The sequence below is a fragment of the Tabrizicola sp. genome (assembly GCF_041913445.1).
In the GTDB taxonomy this organism is placed as follows: domain Bacteria; phylum Pseudomonadota; class Alphaproteobacteria; order Rhodobacterales; family Rhodobacteraceae; genus Tabrizicola.
Window position 1 is genome coordinate 107939 of record NZ_JAYSFG010000009.1, and the last position, 14139, is coordinate 122077.

The 14139-nt window shown below is 65.7% G+C and carries 15 protein-coding genes; 2 read left to right on the forward strand and 13 right to left on the reverse strand.

All coding sequences use genetic code 11. The annotated features are described in order from the left end of the window. Positions 1-3: 3 nt before the first annotated feature. Positions 4-309, reverse strand: coding sequence for a DUF2849 domain-containing protein (locus ACE3Q6_RS12245; protein WP_374432531.1), 306 nt, complete (start codon positions 307-309; stop codon positions 4-6). 144 nt (positions 310-453) lie between these two features. Here ACE3Q6_RS12245 and ACE3Q6_RS12250 point away from each other — a divergent pair, with 144 nt between their 5' ends. Further along, entirely contained in the window at positions 454-915 is a 462-nt protein-coding gene (locus tag ACE3Q6_RS12250) for an Lrp/AsnC family transcriptional regulator (protein ID WP_374432532.1), read from the forward strand. Positions 916-1027: 112 nt separating this feature from the next. On the opposite strand, the gene ACE3Q6_RS12255 is transcribed toward ACE3Q6_RS12250, so the two are convergent. The 8 genes from ACE3Q6_RS12255 to ssb all read right to left on the reverse strand — a co-directional run bounded on the left by ACE3Q6_RS12255 (position 1028) and on the right by ssb (position 6920). Further along, complete coding sequence (locus tag ACE3Q6_RS12255; RefSeq protein WP_374432533.1) at positions 1028-2203, reverse strand: cytochrome P450; 1176 nt, start codon at positions 2201-2203, stop codon at positions 1028-1030. After that, positions 2200-3117 (reverse strand): DMT family transporter, encoded by a 918-nt coding sequence (locus tag ACE3Q6_RS12260; protein ID WP_374432534.1) that lies wholly within the window; start codon positions 3115-3117, stop codon positions 2200-2202. Before ACE3Q6_RS12260 ends, ACE3Q6_RS12255 begins: the two co-directional genes overlap by 4 nt. Positions 3118-3177: 60 nt before the next feature. After that, a complete protein-coding gene (gene tpiA / locus ACE3Q6_RS12265) occupies positions 3178-3921 on the reverse strand; it encodes a triose-phosphate isomerase (protein WP_374432535.1) in 744 nt (247 codons plus the stop codon). A gap of 93 nt (positions 3922-4014) precedes the next feature. Continuing rightward, positions 4015-4374, reverse strand: a complete 360-nt coding sequence (locus tag ACE3Q6_RS12270) for a HesB/IscA family protein (RefSeq protein WP_374432536.1) — start codon at positions 4372-4374, stop codon at positions 4015-4017. Positions 4375-4398: 24 nt separating this feature from the next. Beyond that, positions 4399-5214, reverse strand: a complete 816-nt coding sequence (locus ACE3Q6_RS12275; RefSeq protein WP_374432537.1) for a DUF3307 domain-containing protein — start codon at positions 5212-5214, stop codon at positions 4399-4401. After that, positions 5211-5870, reverse strand: coding sequence for a hypothetical protein (locus tag ACE3Q6_RS12280; RefSeq protein WP_374432538.1), 660 nt, complete (start codon positions 5868-5870; stop codon positions 5211-5213). Before ACE3Q6_RS12280 ends, ACE3Q6_RS12275 begins: the two co-directional genes overlap by 4 nt. Before the next feature lie 80 nt (positions 5871-5950). Next, positions 5951-6304 (reverse strand): SUF system Fe-S cluster assembly protein, encoded by a 354-nt coding sequence (locus ACE3Q6_RS12285; RefSeq protein WP_374432539.1) that lies wholly within the window; start codon positions 6302-6304, stop codon positions 5951-5953. Between the two features lie 82 nt (positions 6305-6386). Continuing rightward, on the reverse strand, positions 6387-6920 hold the full coding sequence (gene ssb, locus ACE3Q6_RS12290) for a single-stranded DNA-binding protein (protein ID WP_374432540.1): 534 nt from the start codon (positions 6918-6920) through the stop codon (positions 6387-6389). 193 nt (positions 6921-7113) lie between these two features. Between ssb and ACE3Q6_RS12295 the strand changes: the two genes are divergently transcribed. After that, a complete protein-coding gene (locus ACE3Q6_RS12295) occupies positions 7114-7719 on the forward strand; it encodes a lytic transglycosylase domain-containing protein (RefSeq protein ID WP_374432541.1) in 606 nt (201 codons plus the stop codon). 40 nt (positions 7720-7759) lie between these two features. On the opposite strand, the gene ACE3Q6_RS12300 is transcribed toward ACE3Q6_RS12295, so the two are convergent. From ACE3Q6_RS12300 to ACE3Q6_RS12315, 4 genes are all read right to left on the reverse strand, one after another. After that, positions 7760-9847: a dipeptide ABC transporter ATP-binding protein gene (locus ACE3Q6_RS12300; protein WP_374432542.1), complete on the reverse strand. Its 2088-nt coding sequence runs from the start codon at positions 9845-9847 to the stop codon at positions 7760-7762. A gap of 4 nt (positions 9848-9851) precedes the next feature. Continuing rightward, on the reverse strand, positions 9852-11261 hold the full coding sequence (locus ACE3Q6_RS12305; RefSeq protein ID WP_374432543.1) for an ABC transporter permease: 1410 nt from the start codon (positions 11259-11261) through the stop codon (positions 9852-9854). A gap of 13 nt (positions 11262-11274) precedes the next feature. Continuing rightward, a complete protein-coding gene (locus ACE3Q6_RS12310; protein WP_374432544.1) occupies positions 11275-12363 on the reverse strand; it encodes an ABC transporter permease in 1089 nt (362 codons plus the stop codon). Positions 12364-12447: 84 nt separating this feature from the next. Beyond that, positions 12448-14082 carry an ABC transporter substrate-binding protein gene (locus ACE3Q6_RS12315; protein WP_374432545.1) on the reverse strand — a complete coding sequence of 545 codons (1635 nt, stop codon included), beginning with the start codon at positions 14080-14082 and terminating at the stop codon, positions 12448-12450. Positions 14083-14139: the final 57 nt, after the last annotated feature.

Here is a 14139-nt window from a genome sequence, read left to right on the forward strand (position 1 = left end):
GCGTCAGCCTGCGAGATCGGCTTGCTTGCCGTGGTTGTAGTTCGAGGGGCCGCGGGTGCGGAATTCCTCGCGGAAGTGGGTGGGCTCGGGGCCCTTTGCGCCGGGCTTTGCATCGGCCAGATAGGCGCCGACCACAAGGAGTTTCTGGGCCGAGGCGTGCAGGAGGCGCATCTGGGCGTGGGCCTCGTCCTCGATCAGCTCGGCCTCGTGGTGGAGGGGCGACCAGCGGTCGTCGGCGGTAAGGTAGACGACATCGCCTTCGCGCAGGCGGTTGGCGGTCACGATCTTCGGAGTGAAGCGGCGGCTCATCTTGCCCTCGGCGGTCGGGGAATCCTGTATGGGAATATAGAATATTTTCCCCATCCGGCACTAGGGAGCCTTGCAGATAAGGACGCGTGTTCCGATAGTGGGGGGGATGGGAACCCGTGTTCCGCGAAAGAGGGGAATTCAGGAATGAGCGCCGCGCTGGACGATCTGGACCGGAAAATCCTGTCGGAACTGCAGGGGGATGCGGAGCAGTCGCTGGACGAAATCGCCCGGAAAGTGGGGTCCTCGAAGACCCCCGTCTGGAACCGGATCCGCCGGATGCGCGAGCAGGGGGTCATCAGCCGGACGACGGCGATCCTGGACCCGGAGGCCCTGGGGCTGGAGGCCTGTTTCTTCGTGCTGATCCGGACCTCGGAGCATGAGGCGGAGTGGCAGCGGAAGTTCCTGAAGGCGCTGCGCGAGCGGCCCGAGGTGCTGGAGGCGCACCGGCTGGCGGGGGACATCGACTATATCCTGAAGGTGCGGGTGAAGAACGCGCGGGCCTATGACACATTCTACCAGGCGCTGATTTCCGAAGTGCGGATCTACAACGTGACGGCGCTTCTCAGCATGGAAGAGATCAAGTCGACGACAGTGCTGCCCCTGTGACGAGCGGGTTTCAAAAGGAGCGCTGACGCGCAAGTCTTTTGTCTCGTCGTCGGGGCTTGCGCCCTCCTCCTCAGGTGCCTCCGGCGGGGATATTTGTCCAAAGATGAAAGGGTTAGGCGGTCACGCGAAGCTCTTTCAGCCCGTGGAAGTGGTAGACGTCGGCGTAAGCCGGGGGGGCCGTCAGGCGCAGGCCGGGGTGGTGCTGGAAGAGGATCGGGAGGGCGATCTGCAGTTCGAGGCGCGCGAGGGGCGCACCGACGCAGAAATGAAGGCCCGCGCCGAAGGTGGCGAGCGGTTTCGGCGGGCGCGCGGGGTTGAAGCGCGCGGGGTCCTCCCAGACGCCCGGATCGCGGTTCGCGGCGGCGAGGAGGAGGCCAACCTGGTCGCCGCGGCGGAACTGGTGGCCCATCACCTCGATGTCCTCATAGGCCCAGCGGGTGAACATGTGCAGCGCCGGGTCGTAGCGGAGGATCTCCTCGACCGTGCCTTCGACGTTCTCCGGGTCGAGGGCCGCAAGCGGAGTGCGGGTCTCCAGAAGCGTCTTCACGCCGTTGCCAATGGTGTGGACGGTCGCCTCGTGCCCGGCGTTCAGCAGGAGAATGCAGGTCGAGATCAGCTCGTCGGTGGTGAGCTTCTCGCCCTCGCTTTCGGCGGCGATGAGCTGGGTGATGAGGTCGTCGGCCGGGCGGGCGCGGCGCTCCTCGACATATGCGCGGAGAAAGGCCACGAAGGATTCAGTCGCGGCGACGGCCTTGTCTTCCATCACCCGGGTGCGGCCGGCCATGTACATGCCGACCATCGCGTTGGACCACTTCAGGAGGTCCGGCGCCATTTCCTCGGGGACGCCGAGGAGCCGGGCGATGATGCGGACGGGCAGGGGCTGGGCGAAGGCGGTCAGAAGGTCGAATTCGCCCTTACGGCAGGCTGCGGCCAGTTCCGTTGCCAGCGCCGTGATGTCCGGTGCCAGCCCGGCAATACGGCGCGAGGTGAAGGCGCGCAGGACGAGATTGCGGAGCCGGGTGTGGCGGGGCGGCTCGAGCTCGAGCATCGAATGGGTCTCGACCGCGTAGAAGGGGGCGAGGTGCGGCGGGATGACCGGCGGCTCGACGGGTTCGCGCCCAAAGCGGCGGTCGCGGAAGATGGCGTTCACGGCGGCGGAATTGCCGGTGCAGACAAGCTTGTAGTCGGTCCAGTGGAAGAACGGGCCGGCCGCACGGGCGCGTTCGTAGAAGGGGTAGGGGTCCTGGACAAAGGCGGGCTCGGTCGGGGATTGCGAAAGCTCGATCATGTCCGATCCTTGCCAACCAGGCCTTGGGCGATGGCCGCTCCGGTGACGACGATGCCCGCGCCAAGCGTCTGCCACCAGTTCCAGGGGCCGCCTGCCACGAACACCATCAGCATCACGTAGAACGGCACCGCATTCATGTGCATCGAGGCGGCACCGATGCCGATCCGGCCGACCGAGACGATCCAGAGGAGTTGCGCGATGGCCATCGAGCCGATGGAGAACGCGGCGAGACCCCCGAACTCGACCCAGCCGATCGCCGCCCAGTCGGGCCATTGATCCCGCAGCACGCCGTCGGCCAGCGCGGCGATGGTCGCGACGATGGCACCGCCCGCGATGGTGATGGTGCTGCGGCCAAGCGGCGTGATGTCGGGGAAGGCCTTCACCGTCTCGCGCGAGCCCCAGGTGTAGAAGGTGACCGAGGCCAGGGCGGCCAGGACGCCGATCCCGAAGCTGACTTCGCCCTCGGCCCCGTTCACGGCGATCAACCCACCCGCCACCGACAGGACGAGGCCGATGGCCAAGGCTCGGGTGAACGGGCGGTTGTCGGCCACGCATTCCAGGACGATCCCGATGACGGGCATCACCGCGCTGACGATGGCGACGGTCACCGGGTCGTTGTACTGAAGCGCGATGATGACGAAGAACGAGGCGAGGCCCAGGGTCACGAAGCCGACCCACGCGCCGCGCAGCCAGTTGGCCCCCATGACCGCCTTTCCGCCGTCCACCAGCCACCAGATGGGGAGCAGCACGGCAGCCGCCAGAAGCGCACGGCAGGCGGTCAGGGCGACGGGCGGCATGTGCGGGATGATGAGGTCGGCAGCGGGAAGTCCGGCGGCCCAGATCACCATCGAGGCGAGGCATATGAGATTGGAGACGACGAGAGAACGTCGCGCCGTCGGATCAAGAGTTGTCATGCGAAAACCCTAGGGAGAGGTCGCGGGCAGGGCTGGCCTGTCCGCGACAGGGCAAGGTCGTCAGGCGGCGGAAAGTGCCGCGACGATGGCGCCGAAATCAGAGGCCTTGAGGCTGGCCCCGCCGACCAGCGCGCCGTCGACATGGGGAACGGCAAAGATGTCGGTGGCATTCGAGGGCTTGACCGACCCGCCATAAAGGATCCGGACGCCATTCGCCTCTTCCCCGATCAGGCCGCGCAGCCGACCGCGGAGGAAACTGTGGACCTCGGCGATCTCGGCCAGGGTGGGCGTGCGGCCGGTGCCGATGGCCCAGACGGGTTCATAGGCGACCACGAGGTTGGTGGCCGTTGCGCCGTTCGGGATCGAGCCGTCGATCTGCGTGCCGATCACCGCAAGGGTCTTGCCCGAGTCACGCTCGGCCTCGGTCTCGCCGATGCAGACGATGGCGACGAGGCCCGCGTCCACGACCGCCTGCGCCTTGGCCCGGACGAGCGCATCCGTCTCGCCGTGGTCGGTGCGCCGTTCGGAGTGGCCCAGGATGACATGTGTCGCGCCCGCGTCCTTCAGCATGGCGGTCGACAGGTCGCCGGTATGCGCCCCTTGCGGCTTGGCGTGGCAATCCTGCGCGCCGACCAGAAGGGGAGAACCCTTCGCGGCCTCGGCCATGCGGTCGATCAGCGTGGCGGGCGGGCAAAGGAGCATCTCGCAGGCCGGGGCGGGATGGGCGGCAAGAAGCGCCGTGACCTCGGCCAAGGAGGCCTTGGTGCCATTCATCTTCCAGTTTCCGGCGGCGAGTTTCTTCATGTCTGCTATCCTTCTGAGGGTGCCAAACGCCTAGCCTGTTAGCGCTCGAAGGAAAAGACGGCAGAACGAGAACAATGCGTCCAAAGAGGCGGGTCAGGCCGCCGGGGCGTCGCGGAACTTGATCGATTCACCGCAGCCGCAGGCCTCGACCACGTTGGGATTGCGGAACTTGAAGCCGCTTTCCACAAGGCCCGTCTCATAGTCGATCTCGGTGCCGATCAGGAACATCTGGGCCATTGGGGCGATCATCACCCGGGCGCCATCCTGCTCCACCACCTCGTCCAGCGGATTGACCGAGGTGACGTATTCCATCGTGTATTCCATGCCCGCGCAGCCGCCCTTCTTGACGCCGATGCGCAGGCCCTGTGACCCCTCACGCGACATGAGCCGCGCGATCTGGCGGGTTGCGGCGGGGGTCAAGGTGACGGCGGCTTTGCCGGGGATGCCGAACATGGATGTGCTCCTTTGACGCCTAATCTAAGGCGTCGCGGCCGGAATTCCAAGCGGGGGCAGAAGCGCAAGGGCGTGAAGGGTGGCGAAAGCCACGATCAGTGCCCAGCCGAAGGAGGCGAGGGTGCCGATGATGACATATTCCGAAAGCCTCCGGTCGTCCTTGACCGCGCCGAAGCGGAGGATGGATTTGGCGGCGATGAGAAGCCCGACGCCCTGCGCCTGGCCGAAGAGGACCAGGGCAAAGATGAGCCCACGCTCAAGATAGCCTATGACTCGGCCCGCGCCGGGAAGGCTTTTCGAGGCGTCCCCCTTGCCAAGATGCGGGGCGAAGGGCTCCATCAACAGGCCGACCGCGAAGCCGCCCGCGCGGGTCGCGAGGATGAGGCCGGTCATCAGGACCATCAAGGCGGGCAGCTGGCTGACCGGGACGGCGATCTCCTCGGACCAGAAGCCCGTGCCAAGGATACCCCCATCGTCGCCGGTGGTGATCGCCCCCGGCGCCCAGAGCCCGTTTGCCCAGAGGTCCGGAAGCCAGAGCGTCAGCGCCACAAGGCTGACAAGGTGCAGCGCCTGGTCGATCATGAAAGGCCCGAAGCCGGCAGAGCCTTTCCATTGCGATGTGAGGATCAGTTTGCCGACGTCGATTCCGACATGGACAAGGGCCAGGGCCAAAAGCGCGGGATGGACAGTGCCCGTGGCCGCGACCGCAGTCGCACCCACGATCAGGCCGTGCAGCCCCAGGGCCAGGGGATTGCGCTTGCTTGCGACCATCCAGTCGCTCTGCAAGACGAAGTCCGCCAGGGTATGGGCGAACAGCAGCGCGATGAAGGTCTCGGTCATGGCGTCCCGTTCCACCCCTGGTTGCGCTTCGCAGCTTCCCACCGACGCAGGACAGAGGCAATGGTCTGGCAGCCCGCGCCACGCACGCGGTCGTTCACCGCCTGCGGGCTGATGCCCAGGGTCTTGCCGATGTCCTGCAGGGTGGGGGTGCGGTCGGGCGTGGCAAGTTGCATTGCGGCCGCCTCGGCCTGTGCGGCGGTCCAGCGGCCCATGCGCTCGCCCAGGAGGTCGGCGATCATGCGGTCTTCTTCCAGGACCGGGGCGCCGTCGATGGCAAGGCGCGCGCTGTCCGGCATCTGGTCCAGCCCGCGGCCCGAGCGTTCGAAGGCCTCTCCGGTCGCGTCGGACAGGTCGGCGGTGCCGAGGCTTTGGGCCGGGCCGACCCCGATGGAGATGCGGCTTTCGAGGCCCAGCGCCATGAGACGGCCCTGGATGACGACCGCGGCGCGGAGCGAGAGCTTGGGTTCGGCCAGCACGATCTGCCAGCCGTCGCCCCGGAAGCGGGTGAAGCGGGTATCACGCGCGGGATCCTGCCAGTCCGCGATCCCGGCCGCTGCTGCACGGATCGCGTCCATCGCCTGTTCGACCGTGCTGGCGGGGCGGCTGGTCGAGCCGACGAGGTCACCGGTCAGGATGGCGCTGTGGCGAGGGGTCATGAAGGCCTGAGACTTGAGACGAGGATCATCAAGTCATAGGGCTTTAAAATCGAAAAATCAAGTCTGAAGGCTTGATGGGCCTACATGAACCCGAGTTCCAGGCGCGCCTCATCGGACATCATGTCCATGCCCCAGGGCGGGTCGAAGGTCATGTTGACATCGACATGCTTCACGCCGGGCAGCGGCTCGACCGCATTCGCGACCCAGCCCGGCATCTCGCCCGCCACCGGGCAGCCCGGCGCGGTCAGGGTCATGGTGATCTCGACCTCGTTCTCCTGACCGATCTCGATCGTGTAGACGAGGCCGAGGTCGAAGATGTTGACCGGAATCTCCGGGTCATAGACCGTCCGGCAGGCCTCGACGATCTGCGGATAAAGCGGATGGTCGGTGGTCGAGGGCTTGATGAGCGGCGCGCCCTCTGTCTGATCCTGCATGGGTTTGTTCCGGCGGAAAGGGTTGTTGACCGATTATATAGGGATTAGGCTGGTCAAGGTCCAGAGCCGCCGGACCAGTGGGTCAGAACGGGATTTCGTCGTCCATGTCCGAGCGGCCACCGCCGCCGCCCGAGGAGGATCCGCCGCCAAAGCCGCCGCGCCCGCCGCCCGAGGACGACCCGCCGCCGTACCCGCCACCCTGGCCGCCTTCGTCATAGCCGCCGCGGTCGTCATAGCCGCCACCGCCGCCCGACCCGCCGCCATCACGGCCGCCAAGCAGGGTGAGGTTGCCGTTGTAGGGCCGCAGAACGATTTCCGTCGTGTACTTGTCCTGCCCGGACTGGTCCTGCCACTTGCGGGTTTCCAGCGCGCCCTCGATGTAGACCGTGCTGCCCTTCTTCAGATACTGCTCGGCGATCTTGCCCAGCGCTTCGTTGAAGATGGCCACCGAATGCCACTCAGTCCGCTCTTTCCGTTCGCCGGTGGCCCGGTCGCGCCAGGTTTCGGACGTGGCGATGCGCAGGTTGACCACCTTGCCGCCGTTCTGGAAACTGCGCACCTCGGGGTCGCGGCCGAGGTTGCCGATGAGGATGACCTTGTTGACTGACCCCGCCATGCGATTCTCCCTTGCAGATGTCCCGGGCAGCTTCGCCGCGGATGGTTAACAAACCTATACCGTGCTACCCGTCGGCTGCAACCAACCGGGCATCGGCAAGGTCTGGAATGCCGCAGAACTGCGGTCTGGAAAAACCGGGCCGAGCGGCTATAGTCTGCCGCGTCAGCGCCAGGCGCGTGGGGTGAAGGTCCGGATGAAGGTTGTCTGCCAGATTGCGGTTGCGGCGCTGATCCTTGGCGGGTCCGTCCCGGTCATGGCCGAGGGGCTGAACCTCTCCGGTTCGACCAAGTCGCGGGCGGCGATCTTCGAATCACAGGCCGACCTGATCGACCGGAAGCTGAAGCGGCAGTACTCGGGCTCCGTGAAGCACACGCCCAAATACAAGAAGGGCGAGGAGACCGCGGCGGCCGAGGGGATCCCGGCCTATCGCGGCAGCTACAAGGGCGAGTATCTTGAGGTGGCGAAGGCCGCCGCCCGTAAGCATGGCGTGCCGGAGGATCTGTTCCTGCGGCTGGTGCAGCAGGAAAGCGGCTGGAATGTCATCGCCGTGTCGTCCAAGGGGGCCACGGGTCTTGCCCAGCTGATGCCCGAAACGGCGGAACTTCTGGGCGTCGACATCACTGACCCCGAGGCGAACCTCGAAGGCGGTGCGCGTTACCTGCGGATGATGTTCGACAAGTTCGGCAGCTGGGATCTGGCGCTTGCTGCCTACAATGCCGGTCCCGGCGCGGTTGAGGCTTACAACGGCATCCCGCCCTATGCGGAAACCGAGAATTACGTGAAGGCGATTCTCGGGTAGGGAAGGTGGGCTGGATCGCCCACCCTGTACCCGTGCCAGGCTATTCCGCGGCCATCTTGATGACCGGTTCCATCTTCGACAGTACCTCGCGGGAGAGGTGGCACTTGATCTGGTGGCCGCCCTCGAGCACCTGAACCGGCGGCACTTCACGTTCGCAAAGGCCCCCGGGCACCTGGCTCTTCCAGCGGCAGCGGGTCTGGAACGGGCAGCCCGGCGGCGGGTTCACCGCCGAGGGGATGTCGCCTTCCAGCACGATGCGCTTGCGTTCCACCTTGGTGTCGGCAATCGGCACCGCCGAAAGGAGCGCCTCGGTATAGGGGTGATAGGGTGGCTGGAAGACCTGGTCGGTCGTGCCCATCTCCACCACGTGGCCCAGGTACATGACCATGACACGGTCCGACAGGTAGCGGACGATCGACAGGTCGTGGCTGATGAAAAGAAGCGTCGTCTTGTTTTCGCGCTGGATGTCCATCAGAAGGTCGGTGACAGCGGCCTGGACCGACACATCCAGCGCCGAGACCGGTTCGTCCGCCACGACGACCTTGGCCCCGCCCGCGAAGGCGCGCGCGATGCCGACCCGCTGCTTCTGGCCGCCCGACAGCTGGCGCGGCATCCGCTCGGCGAAGGCGCGGGGAAGCTTCACGAGGTCCAGAAGTTCCAGCATCCGCTGGTGACGCTCGGCGTCGGACTTGCCAAACTTGAAGATCTCCAGCGCGCGGATGATCTGGCGGCCCACCGACATCGAGGGGTTCAGCGTGTCGAAGGGGTTCTGGAACACCATCTGAACCTGGCTGACGGTGTCGGTGTTGCGCTTCTGGATCGGGGTCGACTGGACGTTCTCGTCAAACAGCATGATCGAGCCGCTCGTCGCCGTCTCAAGCCCCATCAGCACCTTGGCGAAGGTCGACTTGCCGCAGCCGGATTCGCCGACGATGGCCAGGGTCTCGCCCTCGCGCGCCTCGAAGCTGAGCGTCTCGTTGGCCTTGACGACCTTCTTCGTGCCGCCGCCGAAGGCACCGCCCGAGACAGAGTAATATTTCCGCAGGTCTTCCATCTTAAGGACGACGCGGCCGATCTCGGCCTTCTCTTTCACCTCGCGCTTGGCGGGGGGCGCGTCCCAGTCGATCTCGGCCCAGCGGAAGCAGCGGGTTTCGTGCCGGTCGCTGTCGGGAACCGGGTACATCGGCACCTCGGCGGCGTCGCAACGGCCCTTCTGGAAATAGTCGCAGCGGGGCCCGAAGTTGCAGCCGGGCGGGCGTTCGTGGGGCAGGGGGAAGTTGCCGGGGATGGAGATGAGCGGCCGGGCGTTCTTGTCGGCGCCGGGCAGTGGGATAGAGCGGAAGAGCGCCTGGGTGTAGGGATGGCGCATCTCGTCGAAGACCTCGACGACATTCCCCGTCTCCACCGCCTCACCCGAATACATCACGCAGATGCGGTCGCAGACGTCCATCACCAGCCCAAGGTTGTGGCTGATGAAGAGCATCGAGGTGCCGTACTTCTCGCCCAGCTCCTTCACCAGGTCGACGATCCCGGCCTCGACAGTGACGTCCAGCGCGGTGGTGGGCTCGTCGAGGATCAGAAGCGCTGGTTTAGCCATCAGGGCCATCGCGATGACGATGCGCTGCTGCTGGCCGCCCGACAGCTGGTGCGGATAGGCGTTGATGATGCGGTCGGGGTCGGGCAGGCGCACGTCGGCCACGATCTGGCGGGCAAGTTTCCACGCCTCGGCCTTGGACATGCCGGAATGCAGCATCGGCACCTCGGCCAGCTGCGCGCCGACCTTCATCGCGGGGTTCAGGCTGGCCATCGGCTCCTGGTAGATCATCGCGATCTCAGAGCCGCGGATGTGGCGCAACTCCTCCGCGCTCATCGTGGTCAGGTCGCGGCCCTTGAACTTGATCGACCCGCCCACGATGCGGCCGGTCTTGCCCAGTTCCCGCATGACGGCCAGCGCGACAGTGGACTTGCCGCAACCGGATTCGCCCACCAGCCCCATCGCCTCACCGGCCATGACTTTGCAGGAGAAGTCCATCACGGCGGGGATTTCCCGCAGGCGTGTGAAGAACGAGATCGAGAGATGCTCGATTTCCAGGATCGGCTGCGACGGGTCCCAGGCGGTATCGGTCATGGCATCAATCCTTCAGGCTTTCTTCGCGCAGGCCGTCGGCAAGGAGGTTCAGGCCGAGGACGAGGCTCATGAGGGCAAGGGCTGGTGCAAGCGCGGGGTGGGGGAAGAGGTTCAGAAGCTTCCGCCCGTCGTCGATGGTCGAGCCCCAGTCCGGGCTGTCCGGTGAGACGCCGAGGCCGAAAAAGCCGAGCGTCCCGAGAAGGATCGTGGTGTAGCCGATGCGCAGGCAGAAGTCCACGATCAGCGGCCCCCGGGCGTTGGGCAGGATTTCCCACAGCATGATGTACCAGGGGCCTTCGCCGCGGGTCTGGCCGGCGGCCACGTAGTCGCGCGCCTTGATGTCCATGACGAGGCCGCGGACGATCCGGAACACGCCGGGCGAGTTCACGAAGACGACCGAGACGAAGACGTTCAGCATGTTCGGCTCCATCGACCAGACGCCGAGGGGGTCCATGTTGAAGGCAAGTCCCGAATAGGCCCAGAGGCCAAGGACCAGGGTGATCCCGACGTAGAGGTTCCGCTGCGGCGGGTTGGTGTAGTAGCGGCTGTTCCACAGGACCGTCAGGAAGATGATCGGGAACAGGAACAACAGGCCCGCCAGCACGATCGGGATGCCGGTGTCCCGGATCTCGGGCGTGACGAGAAGATAGAAGAGCAGGATGACGGGGAAAGCGAGGACGAGGTTCGCAAGGAACGAGATCACCGTGTCCAGCCGCCCGCCGAAATAGCCCGCGGGCAGGCCGAGCGTGATGCCGACCATGAAGGCGAAAAGCGTGGCTGCGGGTGCGATCTTCAGCACCTCGCGGGCGCCCATCACCATGCGGCTGAAGACGTCGCGGGCCAGGTGGTCGCCTCCTAGAAGATACCAGCCGTAGGGGCTGTCGGGCGCGGCCACGCCGGGGACATCGTTCTTCAGGCCGGAAAGCTGCGTGAACGGATCCTGGGTGATGATCACGTCGGCGAAGATCGCGGTGAAGACCCAGAACATGACAATGGCAAAGCCGATCATGCCCACGGTGGAATCGAAAAGCTTGCCGTAAAGGCCAAGGCGACGGCGGAAGCGGATCGACAGGACGAAGGTCACGGCAAGGCAAAGCCACACCGGCCAGAACCGGAAGGCCATCGCACCCAGGATGCCGGCCTCGACCGGCGAGGGCATGACGGCCCCGGCGGCCAGGATCAGGACGAAGGCGGCAAGGGCCGCGAAGAAGCTGTAGCGGATGACCAGGCTGGCGTAGAGGCCCGGGGCGCGGGCGGCGACGGCGCCGTCCGGTCCCGGCAGCCCCGGCCCGTCCAGGCCCGCGAGCACGAAGACCAGCTTGGCCACCAGCGCCACCGCCAGCACCAGTGCCGCGATCTGGATGACGGGGACCAGAACCGTTCCCGCCGTTCCCGTCCAGGTGAGGAAGTCCATGCGCGTTACCTCCTCAGGCCAGCCGGATGCGGGGGTTCAGGAAGACATAGCCGATGTCCGAGATCAGCTGCGTAAGCAGGACGACGACCACCGCCACGACCGAACAGGCCAGCAGGAGCGGGATGTCGTTGTTCGAGGCCGCCTGGACCAGCGTCCAGCCGAAGCCCTTGTAGTTGAACAGGCTTTCGACGATCACGACGCCGTTCAGAAGCCACGGGAACTGCAGCATGATCACCGTGAAGGGCGCGATCAGCGCGTTCCGCAGCGCGTGGCGCATGACCACGGTCTTGAAGGGCACGCCCTTCAGCCGGGCGGTTCGGATGTACTGCTGGGTCATCACCTCGGTCATCGAGGCGCGGGTCATCCGGGCGATGTAGCCGATGCCGTAAAGCGCGATGGTCATGACCGGCAGCGTGAAGTTCCAGAAGGTGATGTCGTCCATCGCCGAGGTGGCCGAGGCAAGGAACAGGGTCTTCTTCGGCTCGATCAGCCCGTATTCGGCCAGGATCGGTGAGAGGCCCGTGGCCGCCGTGGCGAAGAGCGCGACCAGCACGACGCCGGACACGTATTCCGGCGTGGCGGTCGAGGCGATGGAGAAGGTCGACAGCGTCCGGTCGGTGGCCGAACCCTCACGCATCCCCGACAGGACCCCCAGGATTAGTGACGACGGCACCATGACCAGCATCACCGCCAGCATCAGCCAGCCGGTGGCGGCGAGCTTTTCACCCAGCGAGTCCATCACGGGCGTCTTGAAGAAGGTCGAATAACCCCAGTTTCCCTGCAGCAATCCGCAATAGGTCGGAGCGGCTGCGGGGTCATCGCCGATCTCGAAGCAGCGGCCGCGCATCTGGCCCTTCTCGTCGGTGTAGGTCCAGCCCGGCACGACGCCCAGCCACTGGCCATAGCGCAGGAAGACCGACCCGGAATGGCCGTTCTGGGCGATCCAGTCCTGCACGGCCTCTTCGGTCATGCGGACAGAGCCCTCGGTCCGGGCCAGCTTTTCCAGGTTCGGCTGCAGGTTCGTCAGGAAGAAGACCACAAAGGTCAGGGCGATGGCGGTCAGCAGCATGACCCCAAGACGCCTCAGCACGAACACTCCCATGCCGGTCCCTCGATTTTGGAAAAACACCCCCGGGAAGGGGCGCGACGGGCGCGCCCCTTCGTCTTTTTCAGCCGGTCAGGCCGTTCAGGCCATCGACCACTTGTAGTGGTGATGTTCGAAGGCCGGGTGATGGGCGAGGCCCAGGAAGCCTTCCTTGTGGTGGTTGAACAGCGACCGCGAGAACGGGTTGATGATGTAGCCTTCTTCCTGAAGGATCGTCCCCATCTTCGCCGCCAGTTCACGCCGCTTGTCCGCATCCGCGATCGACAGCGCCTCGGTCATCAGCGCGTCGAACTCGGGGTTCGCCATCGCCGTTTCGTTCCACGAGCCGGTCGAGGTGTAGGCAAGGCTCATGTTCTGCACGGCGAGCGGGCGGTGGTTCCAGGTCGTCGAGGAGAAGGGATACTTCTGCCAGTCGTTCCAGAAGGTCGAGCCCGGCATGACGGTGTGCTTGATGTTCATGCCCGCGTCCTTGAGCTGGGCCTGAACCGCAGCCGTGGTCGCCGATTCCCAGCCGTCGTCCAGCGAGATCACCTCGAACTCGGCATCCTTCAGTCCGGCCGCTTCCAGCGCCGGCATCAGGCCCGCCGGGTTGATCGTCTGGGCCGGCAGCTCCGGATATTCCGGGTGGATCGGGAACATGTGGTGGTTCTCGCCGGTCTTGCCGAGGTTGTTGTACCCCAGTTCCAGGACCACCTTGGGATCGACCGCCAGCTGGATCGCCGAACGGACGGCCTTGTCCTTGTAGAGGTCAGAGGACGAGTTCATCCGCACGACGATGGTCGAGGCGGTAACGAGCTCTTCCTTCACCAGGCCCATGCCGTCGAGGATGTCGATGAATTCGCCCACGGATTCATAGTTGGCGTCCACCTCGTCCGAGGAGAAGAGCGCAACCATCGCGGCCGGGTCGGTGCCGAAGTCGACATAGGTGATCTGGTCCAGGGGAGCGGTCCCACCCCACCAGGTGTGGTTCGGTGCGCGGACCAGGATCGCGCGCTGGCCGACCGAGACTTCCTGCGGGATGTAGGGGCCGGTGCCGATCGGGTTCGTTGCCGGGTCCTGGCCGTCCTGGAAGGACGAATGGACGACGGCGGCCGGGTAGTCCGACAGGTTCGCGATGACCGCGATGTCCGAGGCGGTGAGGTTCAGCTGGATCGTCGAGTCGTCGACCTTGACCACCGCGCCTTCGCGCAGGGTCTTGGTGGCTTCGTCCACCAGGCCCGGGAAGCGCGAGGCCATCGCGTTGCCCTCGACGTTGCCGTCGGTCCAGCGGGCGAAGTTGCGTACGACGTCATCGGCGGTGAAGGGCTCGCCATTGTTCCAGGTGACGCCCTGACGGATCTTCATGGTGTACTGGGTCGCATCCTCGTTCGCTTCCCAGCTTTCCAGGAGCCGGCCTTCGAAGGTGCCGTCGTTGTTGTACTGGACGAGATATTCCAGCCAGCCGCGGTAGATGTTGGCGATCTGCGGCCAGTCGGCCAGGCGCGGGTCCTTGGTGCCCTTCACTTCCATCGCGACGCGGATCGCGCCGCCGACCTTGGCCTCTTGCGCCTGGGCCGGGGCGGGCAGGCCGATCAGGCCATAGGCCGCGGCGGCCGAGACGCCGAGCGCGGTGGTGCGGGTCAGGAATTCGCGGCGGCTGAGTTTGCCCTCGGCATATTCCGAGGCGTACATCTTCGCGGCCGAGTGCAGGCCCGCCTCGTGGATCATGTCTTTCATCTTGGTCTCCCTGTCAGGTTTTTTTCTGTTGTTCGCGGCAGCGCTTGCCATCATGAC

Excerpts from the sequence above, each read along its gene's own strand:
- ACE3Q6_RS12305 (WP_374432543.1), bottom strand. The coding sequence starts at position 11,261 with ATGGACTTCCTCACCTGGACGGGAACGGCGGGAACGGTTCTGGTCCCC.
- ACE3Q6_RS12310 (WP_374432544.1), bottom strand. The coding sequence starts at position 12,363 with ATGGGAGTGTTCGTGCTGAGGCGTCTTGGGGTCATGCTGCTGACCGCC.
- ACE3Q6_RS12295 (WP_374432541.1), top strand. The coding sequence starts at position 7,114 with ATGAAGGTTGTCTGCCAGATTGCGGTTGCGGCGCTGATCCTTGGCGGG.
- ACE3Q6_RS12285 (WP_374432539.1), bottom strand. The coding sequence starts at position 6,304 with ATGCAGGATCAGACAGAGGGCGCGCCGCTCATCAAGCCCTCGACCACC.
- ACE3Q6_RS12245 (WP_374432531.1), bottom strand. The coding sequence starts at position 309 with ATGAGCCGCCGCTTCACTCCGAAGATCGTGACCGCCAACCGCCTGCGC.
- ACE3Q6_RS12300 (WP_374432542.1), bottom strand. The coding sequence starts at position 9,847 with ATGACCGATACCGCCTGGGACCCGTCGCAGCCGATCCTGGAAATCGAG.
- ACE3Q6_RS12270 (WP_374432536.1), bottom strand. The coding sequence starts at position 4,374 with ATGTTCGGCATCCCCGGCAAAGCCGCCGTCACCTTGACCCCCGCCGCA.
- ACE3Q6_RS12275 (WP_374432537.1), bottom strand. The coding sequence starts at position 5,214 with ATGACCGAGACCTTCATCGCGCTGCTGTTCGCCCATACCCTGGCGGAC.
- ACE3Q6_RS12250 (WP_374432532.1), top strand. The coding sequence starts at position 454 with ATGAGCGCCGCGCTGGACGATCTGGACCGGAAAATCCTGTCGGAACTG.
- tpiA (WP_374432535.1), bottom strand. The coding sequence starts at position 3,921 with ATGAAGAAACTCGCCGCCGGAAACTGGAAGATGAATGGCACCAAGGCC.
- ACE3Q6_RS12315 (WP_374432545.1), bottom strand. The coding sequence starts at position 14,082 with ATGAAAGACATGATCCACGAGGCGGGCCTGCACTCGGCCGCGAAGATG.
- ssb (WP_374432540.1), bottom strand. The coding sequence starts at position 6,920 with ATGGCGGGGTCAGTCAACAAGGTCATCCTCATCGGCAACCTCGGCCGC.
- ACE3Q6_RS12255 (WP_374432533.1), bottom strand. The coding sequence starts at position 2,203 with ATGATCGAGCTTTCGCAATCCCCGACCGAGCCCGCCTTTGTCCAGGAC.
- ACE3Q6_RS12260 (WP_374432534.1), bottom strand. The coding sequence starts at position 3,117 with ATGACAACTCTTGATCCGACGGCGCGACGTTCTCTCGTCGTCTCCAAT.
- ACE3Q6_RS12280 (WP_374432538.1), bottom strand. The coding sequence starts at position 5,870 with ATGACCCCTCGCCACAGCGCCATCCTGACCGGTGACCTCGTCGGCTCG.